This is a genomic window from Cryobacterium sp. PAMC25264 (assembly GCF_019443325.1).
GTDB lineage: Bacteria > Actinomycetota > Actinomycetes > Actinomycetales > Microbacteriaceae > Cryobacterium.
In genome coordinates this window covers 1,529,229-1,548,631 of record NZ_CP080383.1, presented here as the reverse complement: position 1 = coordinate 1,548,631, position 19,403 = coordinate 1,529,229, and the positions used below count along the sequence as shown (strand labels likewise).

15 protein-coding genes are annotated in these 19,403 nt (G+C 63.4%); 7 read left to right on the top strand and 8 right to left on the bottom strand.

The window, feature by feature from the left end:
* Positions 1 to 53 precede the first annotated feature (53 nt).
* The 5 genes from KY500_RS07070 to KY500_RS07050 form a co-directional block, all read right to left on the bottom strand.
* Positions 54 to 2,066, bottom strand: a complete 2,013-nt coding sequence (locus KY500_RS07070; RefSeq protein ID WP_255579860.1) for a beta-galactosidase — start codon at positions 2,064 to 2,066, stop codon at positions 54 to 56.
* A 2-nt stretch (positions 2,067 to 2,068) separates the two neighbouring features.
* Entirely contained in the window at positions 2,069 to 3,004 is a 936-nt protein-coding gene (locus KY500_RS07065) for a carbohydrate ABC transporter permease (RefSeq protein ID WP_219902904.1), read from the bottom strand.
* Entirely contained in the window at positions 3,001 to 3,960 is a 960-nt protein-coding gene (locus KY500_RS07060) for a carbohydrate ABC transporter permease (protein WP_219902903.1), read from the bottom strand. Before KY500_RS07060 ends, KY500_RS07065 begins: the two co-directional genes overlap by 4 nt.
* Before the next feature lie 95 nt (positions 3,961 to 4,055).
* Complete coding sequence (locus KY500_RS07055; RefSeq protein WP_255579859.1) at positions 4,056 to 5,408, bottom strand: ABC transporter substrate-binding protein; 1,353 nt, start codon at positions 5,406 to 5,408, stop codon at positions 4,056 to 4,058.
* 62 nt (positions 5,409 to 5,470) lie between these two features.
* Entirely contained in the window at positions 5,471 to 7,576 is a 2,106-nt protein-coding gene (locus tag KY500_RS07050) for a beta-galactosidase (RefSeq protein WP_219902902.1), read from the bottom strand.
* A gap of 176 nt (positions 7,577 to 7,752) precedes the next feature.
* Between KY500_RS07050 and KY500_RS07045 the strand changes: the two genes are divergently transcribed.
* The 5 genes from KY500_RS07045 to KY500_RS07025 all read left to right on the top strand — a co-directional run bounded on the left by KY500_RS07045 (position 7,753) and on the right by KY500_RS07025 (position 12,908).
* Positions 7,753 to 8,808, top strand: a complete 1,056-nt coding sequence (locus tag KY500_RS07045; RefSeq protein WP_219902901.1) for a LacI family DNA-binding transcriptional regulator — start codon at positions 7,753 to 7,755, stop codon at positions 8,806 to 8,808.
* 760 nt (positions 8,809 to 9,568) lie between these two features.
* On the top strand, positions 9,569 to 10,426 hold the full coding sequence (locus tag KY500_RS07040; RefSeq protein WP_219902900.1) for an AbiJ-NTD4 domain-containing protein: 858 nt from the start codon (positions 9,569 to 9,571) through the stop codon (positions 10,424 to 10,426).
* A 504-nt stretch (positions 10,427 to 10,930) separates the two neighbouring features.
* On the top strand, positions 10,931 to 11,404 hold the full coding sequence (locus tag KY500_RS07035) for a hypothetical protein (protein ID WP_219902899.1): 474 nt from the start codon (positions 10,931 to 10,933) through the stop codon (positions 11,402 to 11,404).
* Positions 11,405 to 11,583: 179 nt separating this feature from the next.
* Positions 11,584 to 12,060, top strand: coding sequence for a hypothetical protein (locus KY500_RS07030; protein WP_219902898.1), 477 nt, complete (start codon positions 11,584 to 11,586; stop codon positions 12,058 to 12,060).
* A gap of 122 nt (positions 12,061 to 12,182) precedes the next feature.
* The gene (locus KY500_RS07025) at positions 12,183 to 12,908 is read left to right on the top strand and encodes a hypothetical protein (protein WP_219902897.1); all 726 of its coding nucleotides are present in this window, start codon (positions 12,183 to 12,185) and stop codon (positions 12,906 to 12,908) included.
* Positions 12,909 to 13,070: 162 nt separating this feature from the next.
* Here KY500_RS07025 and KY500_RS07020 read toward each other — a convergent pair whose 3' ends face one another.
* Both KY500_RS07020 and KY500_RS07015 read right to left on the bottom strand, forming a co-directional pair.
* On the bottom strand, positions 13,071 to 14,993 hold the full coding sequence (locus tag KY500_RS07020; RefSeq protein WP_219902896.1) for an ATP-dependent endonuclease: 1,923 nt from the start codon (positions 14,991 to 14,993) through the stop codon (positions 13,071 to 13,073).
* A 798-nt stretch (positions 14,994 to 15,791) separates the two neighbouring features.
* Positions 15,792 to 16,592 (bottom strand): metallophosphoesterase, encoded by an 801-nt coding sequence (locus KY500_RS07015; RefSeq protein ID WP_219902895.1) that lies wholly within the window; start codon positions 16,590 to 16,592, stop codon positions 15,792 to 15,794.
* 448 nt (positions 16,593 to 17,040) lie between these two features.
* Here KY500_RS07015 and KY500_RS07010 point away from each other — a divergent pair, with 448 nt between their 5' ends.
* Together KY500_RS07010 and KY500_RS07005 are read left to right on the top strand one after the other, a co-directional pair.
* Positions 17,041 to 17,649: a helicase associated domain-containing protein gene (locus KY500_RS07010; protein WP_219902894.1), complete on the top strand. Its 609-nt coding sequence runs from the start codon at positions 17,041 to 17,043 to the stop codon at positions 17,647 to 17,649.
* A 72-nt stretch (positions 17,650 to 17,721) separates the two neighbouring features.
* Positions 17,722 to 18,246, top strand: coding sequence for a hypothetical protein (locus KY500_RS07005; protein WP_219902893.1), 525 nt, complete (start codon positions 17,722 to 17,724; stop codon positions 18,244 to 18,246).
* Positions 18,247 to 18,965: 719 nt separating this feature from the next.
* On the opposite strand, the gene KY500_RS07000 is transcribed toward KY500_RS07005, so the two are convergent.
* Positions 18,966 to 19,400 (bottom strand): hypothetical protein, encoded by a 435-nt coding sequence (locus KY500_RS07000; RefSeq protein ID WP_219902892.1) that lies wholly within the window; start codon positions 19,398 to 19,400, stop codon positions 18,966 to 18,968.
* Positions 19,401 to 19,403 lie beyond the last annotated feature (3 nt).

Genomic DNA, 19,403 nt, shown 5'->3' with positions numbered 1-19,403 from the left:
TTGCGTCGACTCTAGCAGCAGGATGCCGGAGCCACCAAGCCTCCTGCTGCGGCTCACTCAACGCCGATGACGGCCACGCCCTGAGGGGCCAGCTTCAGCCCGAGCGCGGGCGCACCCGTGAGGGCGTCGGTGCCGTCGACCAGGACTTCGGCCTCATGGGCACCGTGGTTGATCACGAAGACATAGCCGCCTCGGCGCACGGTTTCCACCCCGTTGCCTCGGGCCACCGGGGCCGGCAGGTCAAGACCAGCGTCCCGGACGATTCGTTCGGCCAGGCGGCGCAGGGCCCCGGGGTCGGGGAGGGTGGCGACATACCAGGCGGCTCCGGAGCCCGTTCCCCGCCGGGTCACGGCCGGCCAGCCGCTCAACGCCCCCTCGGCGAAGGTCGCTATGGTTTCGGCATCCTCGACCCGTACGTACTCGGCCCATACCCCGCCGGCCGCCGGGCCGCCGAAGACCTCACCGTCGAGGACGAGCTCGGGAGGCGCACCGGCGCCCAGATTGCTCAGATCAGGGGCGGCCGGCGGGGCGAACTCCTCGATCCACACGCCCAGTGTCCGCCGAAGCGGTTCGCCCAGGTAGCCGCCCAGTCGTACGTGCAGGTTCTCGTCCGTGATCGCGGTGCCGAACCCCACGACCAGGGCACCCGTTTCGGCGACAGCAGCCAGGTTCCGCACCTGACTGTCGGTGGCGGTGAAGTGAGCCGGAACGACGACCAGGCGGTAACCGGACAGGTCGGCATCCGCCCTGACGAAGTCCACCGTCAGCCCCACCGAGGTCAGGGCGCTGTGCCAGGCGAACAGGGTCCGGACATAGGACACCTCGGTGGGGGAGGCCGGTTGTTCGATGGCCCACCAGCTGTCCCAGTCCAGGGCGATGGCCACGCTGGACGGCACCCGGGTCCCGGCGATGGCCGCGTCTCCCGTACGACCGGACAACGCCGCCAGTTCCTGGCCCAGCTGTTCGACCTCCCGCCACACGCGGGTGTCGGTTCCGCCGTGCGGCACGAGGCCGGAATGGAATTTCTCGGAGCCCACCGCTGACTGCCGCCACTGGAAGAAGAGGATGCCGTCGGCGCCCCTGGCCACGCACTGGTACGACCAGGCCCGCATCTGCCCGGGGGACTTGGCGGCATTCCGACGCCGCCAGTTGACGGCGCTCGGCGCCTGCTCCATCAGCAGCCACGGCGCCCCGTCGCCGAGGGAGCGCATGAGGTCGCGGACCATGGCGGCGTAGGCCGGCGAATCGGGGTCGGCGGGGTCGGGGTAGGTGTCGTCGCTGACGATGTCCACCTCGCGCGCCCAGGCCCAGTAGTCCACGGCCTTGAAGAACCCCATGAAGTTCGTGGTGAGGGGCACCGTCGAGCCGGCCCGGATGATCGCCACCTCCGATCGGTAGCAGGCGAGGAGCTCGTCGTTGGAGAACCTGTCGAAGTCGAGCAGTTGCGTGGGATTGCGGAAAGTTGGCGCCGCGCGCGGCGGAGAGACCTCGTCGAACGAGTCGTACCGTTGCGACCAGAACGCCGTTCCCCAGACCCGGTTCAGCTCCTCGATCCGGACGTACTTCGCGCGCAGCCAGTCACGGAACGCCGCAGCGGACACGTCGCAGTAGCAGTGGCTGATGTGGCAGCCGTACTCATTGTTGACGTGCCACAACTCCAAGGCGGGGTGGTCGGCGTACCGCTCGACCAGGCGCCGCACGAGTTCTCGGGCTCGCTCCCGATACACCGGCGAGCTCGGGCAGTACTGCTGCCGGCTGCCCACCGACATCCGCACGCCCTCCTCGGTCACCGGCAGGGTCTCCGGATGCCGCAGGGCAAGCCAGGGCGGCGGCGAGGCCGTCGCGGTGGCCAGGTCGACCCGCACGCCGTGGGCGTGCAGGAGGTCCAGCACCCCGTCAAGCCAGGCGAAGTCGTACTCTCCCTGACGGGGCTCGAGGCGGGCCCAGGAGAACACTCCCACCGTCGCGAGGGAGACACCCGCCCGGTTCATCAGCCGCACGTCTTCGTCCCAGATGTCCGTCGGCCACTGCTCGGGGTTGTAGTCCCCGCCATACCAAATTGTCATGATCAGCCTTTCACCCCGCCGCTGGCGAGTCCGGATTGCCAGTACCGCTGGAGGAACAGGAACGCGATGACCAGCGGGAGGATCGAGACGAACGACCCGGTGATCACGGTGGAGAACAACGCCTGGGACCCGCCGCCGGCCGAGGCCGCGGACTGCAACTGGGCCAGCCCCACGGTGATGGGGTACAGGCTGGAACTGTTCAGCATGATCAGCGGCAGGAAGTAGTTGTTCCAGGTCGCCACGAGGGAGAACAGGAACACCGTCACGAGGCCGGGGCCCAGCAGGCGCAGGCCCACCTGCCAGAAGATCCGGAACTCGCCCGCGCCGTCCACCCGTGCAGCCTCGATCAGCCCGTCGGGGATCGCGTCGGCGGCGTAGACCCGCATGAGGTAGACCCCGAACGGGCTCACCAACGACGGAATGATGACCGCCCACGGGGTGTCCGTGAGCCCGGCCTGGGAGAACAGGAGGTAGGTGGGCAGGGCCAGCGCCGTCAACGGAATCATTACCGCGCCCAGGGTGGCGCTGAAGAGCACCTTCTTGCCCGGGAAGTCGTATTTCGCGAACGAGTACCCCGCCATGGTGGCCAGGAGGGTGGCGCCGGCCGCCGACGCGAATGCGTAGACGAAGGTGTTGAGCATCCACCGCAGGAAGATCCCGTCCCGAACGGTGAAGAGGGTCTGCAGGTTGTCCCAGAGCGAGAAATCGCCGCCGAACCACATGCCGAAGGTCGAGAACAGGGCCGAGTTGTTCTTCGTGGAGGAGACGAAGAGCCACCACAGCGGCAGCACGAAGTAGAGCACGCACAGCCAGAGCAGAACAGTGAGCAGGATGCTCCGGCGCTTTCCGGGCGCGTACCGGGGCCGGCTGCGGCCCGGGGCGACCGCCTCGTCGCCGTCGCCGGGGGTCACGAGCGCAGGGCCAACCCGAGACGTCATGACAGCGCCCTCTCTCGTCGTTCGCTGCGTTCCCCGCCGAGTTGGACGAAGTACGACACGATCGCGATCACGATTCCGAGCAGGAACGCGATGGCCGCGGCGAAGTTCAGTTCCTGGTTGATGAACGCGAGGTTGTACGCGTAGTAGTTCGGGGTGAAGGAGTTCGTGATCGCGTCGGGGGCGATGGCGTTCAGCAGGCTCGGTTCAGCGAAGAGCTGGAAGGAGCCGATCACCGAGAAGATCAAGGTCAGCATGAGCGCCGGCCTGATCGCCGGGATTTTGACGCTCCAGGCCAGCCGGAACTGGCCGGCACCGTCGATCTCGGCGGCCTCATAGAGTTCACCGGGAATGGATCGGAGGGCCGCGTACATGATGATCATGTTGTAGCCGACGAATTCCCACGTGACGATGTTCATCATGGAGCCGAGGATCGACTCCGGTGAGAGGAAGTCCGGCGTTCCCAGCCCGACCGCCCGGGAGATCTGCGCGATCGGGCCGAAGTCCGGTCCGTACAGGTAGCCCCACATCAGGGTCGCGACGACCGCCGGTACGGCGTACGGCATGTAGATCAGCAGCCTGATCCCCTTGGACCCGTGGGCGCGGGCGCTGTCCAGCGCCAGGGCGAAGAACAGGGCCAGGCCGAGCATGATGGGCACCTGGATGATGAAGAACAGGCCGACCCGGCCGAGGCCTTCCAGGAATGCGGGATCGGTGAGGGCGCGGGCGTAGTTGGCCAGGCCCGCGAAGGCCTCCCCACCGATCAGTTTGCTCTCGAACAGGCTGAGGTAGCCCGCGTAGACGAGGGGCACGACAAGCATCGAGAGGAACACGACGAAGAATGGCAGCAGGAACAGGTACGCCGCGCGGCGTTGCGTGCGCTTGGCGGGGCTGGTCGGACGTTTCGGCAGCGGCGGACCGGCGGGGCGCTCGGCGGTGAGCGCGGGGGAGTGCGACATTGCGACTCCTTTTCTGTGAAAGGGGGGAATCGGCCGACCGGCCGACGCGGTGCGGGGACGGACGGGCGCCCGCCGGCCAGCGGGCGCCCGGCGGGTCACTTCACGGTGAAGCCCTGGTCCGTCGCGTAGGTCACCAGCTGGTCCTGCCAGGTGTCCAGCGCCTGGGCAATGTCGCCCTTGGCGGCGATCACGGTGCCCATGGTCTCCTCGTAGGTGGAGTACACGTAGTCCATGTAGGGCAGCCACTGGAAGTCGGTGTCGACGGTCTGCGAGATCTCGGCGAACAGCTGGTTCACCTTCTGGCCGCCGTAGAACTCCGACTCCTGGTCGACGAACGCCGGGTCCTCCAGCACCGACACCTGCGGCGGGAACAGGAACTGTTCGGTCGCCAGCTTCATGGCCGAGGCCTCGTCGTTGTTGATGAACGTGGCGAGCTCGTACGCGGCGATCTTGTTCTTGCTGGATGCGAGCACAGCGTCGGACGAACCTCCCCAGTTGCCCGAGACGTTGTCGCCCTCATTCCACTGCGGCAGCGGAGCCGCGCGCCAGGCGCCCGACGTGCCCTCGGCCGTGCCCTGCAGGAAGATCGGACCCCACGCGGCGGTGAGCCAGCCCGCGTACTTGCCGCTGGCCAGGCCCTGGTACCACTGGTCCTGGAAGTCGACGTCGGTGGAGATCAGGTCCTGCTGGATCAGGTTGGTCCAGTAGTCCGCGACCTTCTTGGCCTCGTCGCTGTTCACGTCGATGGTCACGGTCTCCTTACCGTCGTACCCGAACGGCTTGACGCCGGCCTGCCAGAGGAAGCCGATCATCTGGCCCGCCTGGGTGGCGCCGAGGTTCGAGATGTAGCTGCCGGTCGAGTCCTTGACGGTCTTGGCGGCGGCCGCGTAGTCGTCCCAGGTCGCGGGAGGGTCGGTGATTCCGGCCTGGCTGAGGATGTCGTTGCGGTAGAGGTTGCCCATCGGCCCGACATCCTGCGGGATCGCCCAGACCTCGGTGTCCGGTGACACCTGGTTCCAGGCCCAGTCGACGTAGTCGCCGGAGAGGTCGTCGGCTCCATAGGCGGTCAGGTCCAGCAGCGAATCGTTCAGCACGAACGACGGGATGTACTGGTATTCGATCTGTGCGACATCGGGTGCGCCTTCGCCGGCCTCGATGGCGCTGCGGAGCTTCTGGTAGTGCGGGAGCCCCTGGCCGACGTTCTCGACCGTGACGTCGATGTCGGGGTACTTCTCTTCGAAGAGCTTCACCTCGTTTTCGATGTCGGGCACCCACGTCCAGAACGTGAGCTTCGTGGGCGTGGTCATCGCCTTGTCGATGTCGTCCTGGCTGATCGTCTCCGGGGAGGCGTTATCGCTGGAACTCGGCGTGCACCCGCTCAGGAGCATCCCGATCGACACGACGCCGGTCACCAGCGCCACTGCTGTTCTCCGTGCCTTCTTGTTCATGATCACTCTTTCTGTGGTTGGGAAGGACTCTGGTTGGGAAGGATCAGACGATCCGGTTGTGCTCACCGGCTGAGGAAGGTCCGCGTCGACCAGGCGGCCAGTGAGACATCTGTGCCCGTCGCCAGCAGTTCCCCGGTGACGGTGTCGGCGACGGTGGCCGCAAGCGTGATCGCCCGCGGTTCCCATCCCCAGTTGAAGACGAACCAGGCCCGCCGACCGTCCGGGAGCGCCCCGGAGCTAACGGTCACGGTCAGCGCGGTGTCACCCGCGAGCTCTTGCGCGTGGCCCCGGGGCACCGCCCAGCGGACGATGCCGGCGGCAAGGCCCGGACCGGGCACACAGCCGACCACGGTCACCCGGCCCCGGCCCACCGCGCGGCTCGTGACGGCCGGGAAGTCGCGGAATCGCGGGTGGTCGTACCGGGCGAGGACCTCGGAGCCGTCCGTGATGAGGCCGTCGATCCACAGGCTGGCCGTGGCGTCAGTGCCCAGGGGCAGCGCGCCGGATGCCGGGAGGACCGCGACCTCAGCCTCGAGGTTGGAGTACTCCTCGGAGTGGGTTCCAGCCAGGTCCGCCAGCCGCGGCGGGGCGACCTCCACCCGGGCGCGCGCCTCATCGTCGGCGTACCCGGTGCGCGGGCCGAGGATCAGATGCCCACCGGCGGCGACGTAGTCACGCAACAGCTGGAGGTCACCATCCGTCGCAACGTACACACCCGCGGCGATGAGCACCGGAAACCGGGCCGCGAGGGCTGTCGCGCCGTGGGCGTCCGCCTGGGAAACGTGCAGTAGGCGGGTCTGGCGGCCGGCCTCGATCGAACCCCGGTGGAACGCGTCGACGATCTTCTCGTACGACTCCGGGTCCGGCCGACCGTCGACCTGCAGCGGCGGGCTGAATTGCAGTGCATAGCGGCTCGGGTTCGACCAGAGGATCGCAACGTCGGCATCCGGCTCGTACCCGTCAAGCGCCGTGCCGATCGAGGCGAGTTCTCCGCCGATCGCGGCGACCTCCGCGTAGACCCGTCCGGGCACGAGGCTGTGCGGCAGCACCCCGCCCCAGTAGGTCTCGACACCGTAGGGCAGTGTGTGCCAGTGCCAGTACTCGATCATGGCCGCTCCCCGGGCGATGAACGTGTAGGCCGCCTGCTTGAGTTGTCCGGGGTAGGGCGGGAAGTTGGTCTCCGAGTGCCCGATCGACTGGGCGTTCGTCTCGGTCACCAGGTAGCGGCCCTGTTTCGAGGAGTACATGCGGTCGGCCTGCCGGAACAGCGCGGGGACCCCGGTCGTCGTCCAGGGGGTCAGCTGCGACAGGTCCAGGGACGCGTCCAGGCGATCCTGCATGCCGTAGTAAGGATTGCCCGCCACGATGTCAAGGTCCCGGTTCACCTGCTCGTCGTCGAGGGCGGGGCGGCCGTACTGCAGGCAGGTGGTCACGAACTGGCCGGCGTGGCTGTACTCGCGCACAATGCCCGCCTGCCAGGCGATGAATTCGGTCGTCAGGTCGCTCTGAAAGCGACGCCAGGCGAGGTCGTACTGTGGGAACGAGTTGCCGTCCGGCCGCCACAGCTGCGACCAGTCGTCCAGGCGGTGCGACCAGTAGGTGAGGCCCCACTCCCGGTTGAGGTTCTGCACGGCGCCGTACCTCTCGCGCAACCGCCGCACGAACTCGGTGAAGACGTGGTCATTGTGGAAGAGCTCGAGCCCGGGTTCGTTGTCCACCTGGAAACCGACGACGGCAGGATGGCCGGCGTACCGGCCGACGACCGCACGAATCACCCGCTCGGCGTAGTCGAGGAAATCTGGGTGGCTGAAGTCGACCTCCTGGCGGGCACCCCAGGGGATGCGCTCGCCCGTGCGCCGTTCCGCCGCGATCTCAGGGTGGGCGATCTGCAACCAGGGCGGGACCGCGTAGGTGGGCGTGCCGAGGATGACCCTGATGCCGCGCCGGTGGGCGCCGTCGAGAACCGGGGCGAGCCACTCGAGGTCGAATTCGCCGTCCCTGGGCTCCCAGGTCGACCACACCGATTCGCCGACGCGGATGACGTTGATACCGGCCTGCTGCATCAGGTCGAGGTCGGTGTCGACCCGGTCGGTGAGGTGATATTCCGGGTAATACGCGACTCCGAAGAGGAAACCGCTGGGGGAGTGCACGGGCAAGGCTGGATTCATTTGAGGCTCACTTCGTTGTGGGGCGTCAGCTGAGGTTTGCTTATGTTTTCGACCACATTTGGTTGAAACTAGGATGTTGTCGATAACATCGTGTTGTCAAGAGCGATTTGTCTACAGAATGATCACAATGGCCCGAGCGGGCAGTCGTGCACGACGAGACCGAAGGAAAGGGCGACATGGGTGCCAGCAGAGATCCGCTTGGCAGCACCCGTGCCACGCCAGCGGTGAAAGCCGCGACCATATACGACGTCGCCCAGGTCGCCGGCGTGTCCCACCAGACCGTGAGCCGGTTCCTCAAGGGCTTCGAAGGGATTCGCCCCGAGACCAGGGACCGGGTGGTGCAGGCGCTCAATGAGCTCGGCTACCGGCCCAACCTCACCGCTCGCAGCCTCAAGTCGGGCCGCTCCCACCGCATCGGCGCGCTGACCCACGAGATCTCCCAGGTCGGCCCGAGCCGAATCGTCGAGGGCGCCAGCATTGCGGCGCACGAGGCCGGCTACGTCCTGGACATCGTGTCGCTGGACACCCGCAATCCGAGCGCCGTGGATGAGGCGCTTGCACTCATCACGCAGCACGACCTGGCCGGGGTCCTCGCGCTCGCGGTCACCGATGAAATGACGAAGGCCTTCGAGGCAACGGCGTTCCGCGTTCCCTCTTATGTCGCCAGCGAATCTGAGGGCGCCATGGACGATCCGCGCGGCGTGCTCTCGAGGGTCGGAATTCCCGCCCTCGTCGCGCACCTCTCCGGGCTGGGTCATCGCCGTCTGGTGCACGTGGCCGGTCCGAGTGTCTGGTCGGCCGCGCGTAACCGCATTCACGCGTATGAAAGCGCGGTCGAGGACCAGGGACTGCACTCGGCCGGCATCCTGCACGGCGACTGGTCTGCGGCATCCGGGTACCGGGCGATCATGGATCTCGCCGACCTGCCGGAGGCGACCGCCTACATCGTCGCGAATGACCAGATGGCCCTGGGCACGATGCTCGCCCTCAAGGAGCGCGGCCTCCGCATTCCGGAAGACGTCAGCATCGTGGGCGTGGACGATATCCCCGAGGCCGCGTACTTCGACCCGCCGCTTACCACCCTGCGGAACGATTTCGAAGGCCAGGGCCGCGCCGCCGTGTTCCAGCTGTTGGCGCGGATCGCGCGCACCACCGCGCCACCCACCGCTGTGCCACCGCCGCTGCTTATCGCGCGGCGCTCCTCGGGACCGGTGCCACCGGGCGGCCGGTAACCACACGGTAGATTCGAGGCGGCAGAATCGAAGCGGTCGAATAGAGGCACCAGAATCGCTCGTTAAACGAGACAGGGCCGGATCCTGAGATCCGGCCCGTGAACTGTCTCAACCAGTTCTCGTTGATCGTTGCGCGAGCAACAATCTCCGTGGCTGGTTCGGCATATTGATTTCAGCCCGCAAACACGGGGTACTTCTGAGAGCGGACAGGCAGCCATTCCACGACATAACTCCGAAAGTTCCACCGACCATTCAGATGACTGCGCGTCCACGAAGTTTTGAGGGGCGAGCACGAGTAAAGCCGGTCGTGTGCGCGGGGTATCAGCATCGCGACAATCAAGCGATCTCTTCGACGCCACGGCGGCGCAGTGCTTGATGCTTCTCCAGATTAGACTCGGCCAACCAACCCTGTCATCCGGATGACGGCGCCTGCTAACTTTCAGTCCCACCCATCGCAAGATCCGGGGCCTCATCCACGATGCATGGCGTCCCTCCGCGACGGCATCATTACCGATCCGGCCAGCGAACTGGACGGCGTCATCGCCCGGGCCATGGCGTCATCGTTTCCGCGTTCGCCCAGCTGGAATGTCACCGGCTCTCCGAACGGACCCGCGCCTGCATGGCGGTTGCGGCCTCCCACGGGCGAGGCAGAACGGTGCGAAAGCACCCCGACCCTGGCAACACCAAGCGCGCTTGCCAGCGCCGCTACAGGTTTCTCAGGGCGGCGAACTTCGATTTATGGTCCCAATAGACTCCGGACATGCCCACATTTTCAGAGCGCAATGGATTTACGCCCATGACTCAAGCCGTGCAGATCGAGTCGCTAGACGAGGACACCCGTCGCCAGATCTGGAACATCGTTCAACCACTCGAAAACCGGCTCATGATGGGCAGCTACGAGATCAATTCGCAACGAATCGTGGAAGAACACCTGTACACCGAGCATTTTGGCGAGTACCTCGGTGATCACGCTGACGTGGGGGCCGTCGTCTGGGATCGCAGCCGCGCGACCGTTCTCTCGGGGGAGTGGCACCTGGTCTTCGATTACTTGGAGTCTCTGATCGAAGGCATCTCTCGCAGCGGCGGAGTGCACGGTGGGTTCACGGACCCGGCCGTCACGTCGGGCCTCAATCGCGTATTCGAGCGAACCTTGGCCGACTACCGAGTGATCGAGGGCAACATCGTGCAGATTGGTTCCGTCGTCGAGGCGGAGGCCGTCACTGAAGCGGCCACCTCGGAAACCGTCCTGAAGGCGGCCCGGGATCACATCCGCCGTGCCACGGCTGCCCTCGCGGACCGAACGAGCCAAGACTACGTAAGCGTCATCCGGGAATCGATCCTTGCCGCGGAATCCTTGGCTCGTCATCTCACCGGCAAGAGCACTCTCGGTGCTGCAGTGACTGAACTCAAGCGATCTCGCCCTGACCTCCACCCAGCCCTCACCGAGGGCTGGAAAAGCATCTACGGGTGGACATGTGACGAGGGCGGGATCCGGCACGGGGGTGACATGGTCGCTAACCCGTCGCTATCGCTCGCGCGCTGGATGCTCGTGTCGTGCTCAGCATTCATCACCTATCTCAGCGGCGACATCGAATCGTTTTTGTCGCCCAGAGTCTGACCGGCGGCCACCGGCAACTCGCGTTCGGTGCGCTACCAAGGGTTCCAGACGCGCCCCTCAACCGAGTGTCGCGCCCTTCTCCGGTTGCAAGTCTCACAATTCTTGTCCCGGGGCGTGCGAAAGCCCAGAGCGGATCGAACTCCGGGCGTGATGTCTTCGTGCGCCTGGTGTAACCAGTAGCGATCCGGTCGCAGCCGGCCTCTGTGAGCGCATCCTCTTGCGATCGGTGACCGGACCTCAAAGCGCTAACGTGCGTGTACCCAAAGAGTGCCCCGGACGTTGCCACAAACCCGAGTCCGGGTCCGGAGGCAACGCCGGAGATATAGTTCGTGTCCCGAGATATAGTTCGTGTCCCTATTGGTGGATTGTGCCGGTTCCGTTGCCGGATTGGTACCCCGGCCGGAAACAATCGATTTCGCCGTTGATGACACATCTGCTCTATGCGCGCCATAGGCAGCCCGAAAGGGACCGCAGGCAGAGCTGCGGCCCCCGTAGGCTGGCGCCATGAACACCGATTACGCCATACCGGCCCTGCTTGCCCTCATGGTGCTGATCGGCGGACCTATGTACCTGATCGGGAAAGCAGTGGACCGGCGGAGGGCACGTAAGTCCGTGGCGTGGAGAGCGTCCCGGGAAGGGATCCAACACCATGCGACGGTCGCTTCCTTGCACCGAGACTCCATCGGGCCACTTTCCTTTGATGAACACGAAGCGCTCCTCTTCAACGTGCTACGGATGACCAGTCATCAGGGGGCCATTACGTGGGAGGGGATCATTGCGCAGGTGGCGGGAGCTAGACAGATGGTACGAGAGAGCCCGGGAATCCTTCCGTGGCAGTCGGCCGGAGAACCAGCCGAAGAGACGACCAAGCCGGATCCAGAGATTGGGGTCAATCTGTCGGTTCACGAGTCCGCCGAGGCGACCGCATCGCTGTCCACCGAAACTGAAATAGGGCCGCGGGCGCCTCGTAGGCATTGACTTCATCATCAGGGCTGCGGTCGTCGTGAGGGGGCCCGATATCGTCATTTCTCAGAAACTCGACTTGACAAGCTCGAAGCCTTTATGGCGCCGGTGATCCCGTGGGCTGCTGTCGACTCGTCGCTAGGCGAGGGAGCATCGCAGCGGCATTAGGCCCACTCTGCACTAATGTCAGTTAGATGCAGAGCGACGCCATAATCGAGCCGTGCGATCCGACACACGGAATCGCGGTGCAGAATCCCAGTGAGGATGTGATCTATCTCATCCCGTCGGCGAGCGGTCGCGACGGACGCCCTGCTTACATGGGCACAGACGCGCTGCTCGTGAAACGAGCAGTTGCGGAAGGCGTGCCAGTGCGGTACTCGCTCCCAGAACAGGAGCGTGAGTTCGTTGAGCACTTCTCCGCAGGTATCGAGATTATCGAGCTGGCCGTCGCAATCATCGCCCTGGTACCCTCAACGATCCAAGGAATACAAGCGCTCATCGAACTGGCAGCGATGCGCAAGGGTTTCAAGGGTGATGCAGTCAAGAGGGCGAAAGTACACCTCAAAATTGACTACCTCAAAACGCCCACCACAGAAGCTCGTGGGGTCAGGATCAAGGGCGACGCTGACAAAGTTGTAGAAGCACTGAAAGAACTGGGTGCCGGTTCTTGACGTACCGCGTCGCACTGATCAACAATGGCTGGGCTCCGCCAGAGAGCGGGCCAAACAGAGATCACTTTCTCCGCCAGAACGGAGAGGCATTTCTCACAGGAGCGCAGGCTGCAATCGCTGCAGTGGCTGGCGTGCTGGGCCCACAGAGGATCCCGATCGTCACACTCTCCGGCGACGAATCGAAGGACATTGCACAAGTTGACGCAGTGATCCGGCGATGGTTCGAGATACGCGAAAAGCACGCTGACGTCATCGAAGCGGAGCTGCGAGAGCCGATCGACGCGGCGGTGCGCAACTCAATAGATGCGCTCAACTTCCTCGAAGACACAGAACTTCGCGATACCGCGCACGCATTGGTGCATCAAGCGGCACTTCTGAGATTCGGATTTCTTGGCTGCAAGCTCCGGATGGAAAACGGCGGTGTCAAGAGCGACTGTCCGGTGAGAATCGCACATCAGCGCTGGGGACTTTCGCCCGAGATCGTCACAGAGTGGTCGTGCTCAATATGCAGGCAACGTTTTGATTCCTGCCCGCACATCCCCGGCGAGGAGTACCAGCTTGTCGTCGACCGCTCGAGTGGCACTTGCTCAGCATGCCATGAAGACGAGTGCGAGCACCAACACGGCGAGCGCGTGAGTTGGCCAGCTCATCAGGTCGCTGTTTCGATTGAGGCGCTCGCAATAGCGATGGTCGCCAGGCCCCGCGATCCCAGAGCTCGGGTAGCTTCACTTCCGGTAGGGGTTCCATCCGGGTCAGAGATTTTGAAGCAGATCGAAGCAGGCGACGGCATTTGCAGCGAGTGTATTCTCCCCTGCACTGGATTCATTCAGCCTGATGGCCTGCTGTAGGCCTCATTGGTCCGCAATCTGCAAACGACCGTATGGTCGGACGTCACATCGGGTTTGCAACTCGCGGAAAATCAGTGCCAAGTGCCACCCGACGTGAGTTGTCAGCGAGGGCGACAAACTGCCACGCCAGTTGAAGTGAGGCCATTCGCTCGTCGTCTTTCACTATGAGGCAAGCAACGCGCATTCATCCATCGCATCTCGCTCGTCCCCGCTAGCACGAGCAATGACCCGCAGGAGAAGGGCGCTAGGAGAACCAGCTGACGCCAGCGTGGCTGCTCGGTACGCGTCTTGATTCTTAGCCAGATTGATCCCATTGTGGGACTCGTACTCTTCACAGGCGATCCTCCATTCGGACCATTCGCGCTGCATGAGCTCTTCCAAATGATCCGAGAGAATCGTCACAACAGATGACTCCGTTTGTGCGGGGGATCCGCTCTCCGGCAGTTTGAAGTACTTCGTTAGTTTCATATTTGAAGCAATATGCCCTTTTCGTTCCTCTTCAACCTTCGCAGCATTTTTACCCTGTTTCCGGGCGCGCGCCGCAAATCCGGAGTCGCCGTCGAACATGCAGTATGTCGGGATCCCGAGGGAAGTGAGGATCGCATGCGCAAGTGCGATGTTTTCCTTGCCGCCGACGTCGACGACTGAAACACCAAGCGATTCAAGGCTGCCGATCTCAGTTCTGTCGGCGATTCCGTGCAAGACAGCGACCTCCGTCGTTCCTTCCACGAGAAGCACTCTGTTGGCAAACAGTGCCACAGGAAGCCGCGATGCAATAGTCCCGTCCATCTGGCTGGCAACGGTTGAATCCCTCACTGCCTCGCCAGTCAACTTCATTACTTTCTCCATATTCGAGAAGTCGACGGTGACATCGGTGCTGCCGGGCATTTTGCGGCTTAGACGGCGGACCTGCGCAAAGTGACGAGCTTCAACGAAATAGGGACTGTGGGTCGCATAGGTCACCTGAACGTTTTGGCTGGCTGCTTCCGCAAGGGAACGAAGCACTTTGGCGAACGCTTGCGCCTGAATTGGGTGCTGGAACAACTCGGGTTCTTCGATCGCCAGGCAAATAACCCCGTTAGTACCGGCGGTGCCGCTTTGCGCTAGAAGTTGCAGTGCTGAGACAAGCAGCGTGCGTTGGAACCCATGTCCTTGTCGGTCGACCGAGGTCTCAGCCTCTCCGTCGATGATTGCGACTCGGAAGGTTGTCCTTGGAGCCTTGAGCTCAATCTCCGCAGGTCGCACAGAGATGCTTCTACCGGGGGAGTACGACGAAATGACTTTCCCCAGCTTGTCGGTGATCGCGTCAAGCTGGTCTTTGAACTTTTCGTCGTAAACCGCCTGCTGAGCCACGCGGCTATTCTCGACGATCTGTAAAACCTCCGCATCGGCCGCGGACCTGTTAACTGAACGTTCGAGTATTCGGGCAATTATGCTGTTCTTCGCGTCTTGAGACTCCTCACTGGCGCGCAGATCAGCGGTCACCAGAACGAAATCGAAGAGCCCGCTCATCTTGGAATTGCTGTTGAAGCCGAAGAAGTCCGTCTGGAGATGCTCGGGCATCTCATCTAATTCGTCGGAATTTGCAGACTCCCAAGCGGTCATTGCATCAGTGATCACCTGAACCGTGCCGGCCACAGGGAGGTGAAGATCAGGTCGATTTTGTCGAATTGCGTTATATAGGTCCTTTTTCGCGGCGGCCCCCACCGCTTCCTTTATAGGCACGAACAACCCGAGTCCCCTCGCATTCGCGGAGAGGGTCTCCTCGCCATCTGCGGCCCGCCGTTTCCACGCCGTGAAGGTGTTCGCCCCTGCCGGCGAGTACTTCCCAAGCTCTGACCTGTCGGCGATCGTAAGGACGTCGAATGTGACGCGGACTTCGATAGCTTCCTGCATGGCGCCGTGGGAGTGGTCGTTCTCGGTAAGAGCACCGCTTTTTCCGCCGTTAAAGAACCAGTCCAAAGCTAGGAGGACCGTTGACTTGCCTGTGCCATTTGGCCCGATGAATGTCGTGACATTGTCAAAGTTGATACTGACGTCGCGAAGTGAGCGGAAGTTCTTGATGGTGACCGTAGAGATTCGCATGTTGTGTGAATGGTTTCAGACTTCGGTCCTCAATCCCTTGACCTCCGCCGCCCCAAAACGGGGATCTGCATGTACGTACGCTGACCCGTGAGCAGGTGGTGCCGCGCCAAAACCAATCTCGAACACACTCAGAAGTTCGGGCACCCAGGGATCAACCCCATATACGTCATTGCGGGTCGCGCTCCTGGAGGTGCAGATCGGCGAAAAATGATGATCACAGAATTGACAAGGTGAGGCGACGGCATCGGTGTCTCGTCGGGAAGCGTCTCCTCGCAGCACCAGACGCTGCGATATAAAAAGGCCCCGGCGGTAACGCCGGGGCCCCTTGCACTGTCTCAACCAGTGCTCGTCCGGTCACAGCAAAGCCGCTCCCGGAAGTCTGTTACCAGCTTACAGCTGCTACCCGAGCGCAGATCGACTCGGAGCATCTGAACAGCACCTGGTTACGGGTGTGAGCTGACCGGTTCGGCTGAGGCACCGGCGGCTCCGGGGAGGTCGGTAGAAGATATCGCTTCGATCGTGGCGACCAGACTCGTGTTCGCCCAGTAAAAATCCACGTCGCCCTCCCAACCGTCGGTCCGCATGGTCCATCGGCCTCGTTGGCCGACCTGGAGGGTGTCGATCGTGCGCAACGGCCGGGGCCTGTCGTTGACAGTTGGGGGAGCATTTACACCAGGGACGCGCGTCACGGTTTGTTGGTCGAGATCAAAGAAGTGCGTGCTGTCTCTTGTCACGACGCGCCACGCCCCGCCTTCCTGTCCGCTGAGTTGGGTCACGGGGTCGGGGCCAGCTTCAGAGTCAATCATTGTTTGTCCTTTCTGGTGCGGTGTTGGTCGAGTAAGTACGATCTCCGTTTCGGTGCAGGAAATCGAGTTCGAGGGTTTGCGTGTGCAGAATCGCCATGTTCACGCGTTGCGGGCCGTTCATATCGAGCACGACGACACGGGTGGGCGGTGCGCCCGGCAGTGTCAGGGTCTCGTCGACGAAACGGTGGTAGTGACCGCCGAGCGTCAAGCGTGGACGGGTTTGCAGGACGGCGCGGCGAAACATGAACCGGCTGTGCGCGGCGTATGCGGCTTCCTTTGGTGGGATTCCCAATTCCGTGCTCCGCCGGTCCTGATCGGCTTCGTCCATCAGCGGTGCTTCATGACCAACAAGGACATCAACCCGATCGTTCCCCAACCGTTCGAGATCGGCGTCCGCGATTTGCTCTTCGGGCCACCAGGTCTTGCCCTCTTCGCGGAGGTCACGATCGGTGCTGTTGCCACCACCGAGCGCGGCGAGAGTGAACCGTCCCCCGATGACCGAGCGGTACCCACGTGGTAGATGTGCCACGTTGCCGGATATCCATCTCAGGCCATCAAGGTCGACCGGGAACTCCTGAAGCTTGGGGTGCCAGTCGTGGTTCCCGTCAACGAAGTAGAAGGTTTGGTGGTGCCTGGACAGGGCCCTCGACATCTTGTTTAGGTCCGTCTGCCAGTTCTGTCCCGGCCACAACACGCCCCAGTCTCCGAGTTGCAGGATGACCCGCACGTCGTTCTGTGCGAACGTCTGGAAAGCCTGCAGGGCATGCCCGAGGTCGCCGTGAAGGTCACCCATAATGCCAATCTGGCCCGCGGAGGACAGCGACTGAGTCGCGTAGGTCAGTGCTGGGCCGAACTGGGGCGGCGAGGGTGTTGTGCGGGGAGAGGTCGTTCCGCGAGTCGTCGTTGGGCGAATCCGCTAATGGCGACCGGCGGGTAGTCACGACAAGGCGCTTCCGCAGTCGACTTCTGGGACGCGGCTGCCGCTGCCGGGCACCGAGGTGCCCCTATCCCTGAGGTCGAGCCCAGTGTGCATGCCTGGTCGAGCACAGCAGGGTACGAGTCGATCTGACATACGACGGCCTCCGTCCATATTGACGACCGCTACGACGGTCGATGTATGGACGCTATCCGGGCGAACACGCCTGGCGAATCCGTGCCGGAATACACCTGCCGAAACACCGCACCGCTGTCCGCGCATGACCTCTCCGACCTCGCACGCTGTGCGGGTCGGGAAGGTCACAATGTCTGAACTCAGCCCTCTTGAACAGCTCCACGTCGAGTACCGCCAGCTTCAACGTCAACGCCCCTCCAGGCTCACTCAGGATCACGTCACCTCTTTGACGTTCTTCACCGCTGACCCCACCTGGCGTGAATCAGGGGAGATCCCAGCCCGCGCTCCGCGAGGCGTGATGGGTTGGATCCACAGCGTCTTGGCCCTCGAGGACTTCGTCGAGCGTGAAGGGCGTTTACCGCGGGAGAATCGTCGTCTCCCGGCTGGGACGATCTCGATCGAGGAGAAGCAGCGCTGTAATAGCGTGCGGGCCCAGCGGCGAGCGTTCGCTGCCGGTCGGCTCTGCTCCTATCAGGTGCAGCGTCTGCAGTGCATCGATGGCTTTACGTTCCAGCCGGTGGAGGACGCCTGGCAAGCCCACTACGACGCGTACTCTCGTTTCACGGCGACCCACGGCGATGCTCCGAAGTTGCGCAGCGAGATGGAGACCGAACGGGCATTGGCGCGGTGGGCGGCCAAGACACGTCTGGCATACCGGTCTGGCAGGTTGGCACCGGCCCGCGTCGTCGCCCTGAACGCTCTTTCGTTCTGGACATGGGGTGCTTCAAACGGCAAGTGATGCCCTCACGTGCAGGAATACATTCTGCGGCGAGAGATAGCTGCCACCGGAAGACCAGGCCAAGCTCAGCCTATGAACAAGGGCAACGGCGATGAGGGGACCGGGAACGGCGTGCCTGCGCACTGGAAGGATGAGTCCGGCGATGCCATCGGACGAGCAGCCAGCAAGGCACCGTCCTGCGCTACCTCGCCGCAAATGTCGCGGTCAATTCAGGCGACCGAAAGAGTGTGGCGCCGTGTTGAAAGTGAGTTCGGACTGCTCACGAGCAGCGAGGTAGCCAAACTTCTGGGTATCGAACCCGCGGCCACGAACTGGGTGGAAGAGCAACGCATAGCTGGCAGGCTCATCGGCGTACGTAGACATGGCTCCTACAGGTATCCCGGATTCCAGTTCGATCCAGCTAAGCGAGAGATCCTTCCCCTGGTCGCGCCTCTCATCGAGTTGGCCCGTGCCAATGACTGGCCCAGTGGAGATCTGACCCTCTGGATGCTCGGCCCGTCAACATCCTTCGAACGAGAGGACCGGCCGGTGGACCACCGGCACGAGCCATCCGTGGTCATCGCCTCCGCACGGTCCTCTATGGAAGCACTCTGGTGAACGCCGTGTGCCGAGCTCATTCCCGCCGCAAGGATCACCAGAGCGAGGTCAATCGTTTGAATCGGGCGAGCTCTGGCCTGAACGCTGAGGACAGACGCGCGGTGGAGCTGTGGGATTCGTTGCTCGGTCCGTTTCACGATCGATCCGGAATTATGCGTGTGCTCGCAGTGACGTCTGAGCAGCTCGAGGAACTCGTGGCCAGCGGCAGGGTCCTTCGGACCCGGACCCAAGAGGGTGAAGACTACCCAAGTTTCCAGATCGGGCCCAAGATGGAGCCGTTGACAGGGCTGGCCGAGGTCCTGGCCGTGATAGATCCTGACAGGACCGATACGTGGGGTGACGCGCTTTGGTTGGGAGTGGCCGTCCACCGCTTCGATCATCGTTCTGCCGCGGAGCTGATGCGGGAGGGTGACCTCAGAACGGTGATCGCTGCTGCGAGGCAAGATCGCGCGAGATGGGACCGGTAGTCGGCTGGCACGAGAGGTGGGCGCGGGAGCCGATCACGCCTTCGGTGAGGACCGTGGCGGCGGGCGCCTTTCGTGAGGACGTCTAGGCCGACGGCACGGGACCCGGATCGTGCAGTGTCCTGGGAGGCGCTGATCGGACCGTTTAGCGATCGAGCCGGAGGCATGAGCCTGCTCACTGACCGGTCCGGCAGCTATAAGATTTTTCTAAGGCGGTCACGAGCCGTCGCACCAGAACACAGGATGGTCAGCTAGTTAGTCACCCCAGGCGTCCTTCGTCTCGTCGGCGAACTGGTCGCGTGTGAGCGCCTGGATGCCGAATTCTTCTGCCTTGGCCCGGACCGCTTTGTCGTTGGAGACGATCGTCCAGGACGGCCCGAATAGGTGCTCGAAGTTGTCGCGCTCACCGTCCAGTGCACAGGCGACAAGCACCGGGTCAGCACCGCCCTTGTTGGCGTAGAGGTCTACGAGCGTCCTGTCGTCGGTTGGCACGCTGGCCATGACCTCGCGAAGTGCGCTGAGGACTTTGCCCGTGGTCGGATACTCGAATGCCTTGAAGGATTCCCAATCCGGGTGTCCCTTCGCTTCGTGGATTACCTCGGTTGGGATTCTGCAACATTGGAGGAAGAATTGGCTGTCGCGCTGGGCTCGCGTCAGGTGGGAGAGAGCGTTGTTGTCGATCAGGAACATACG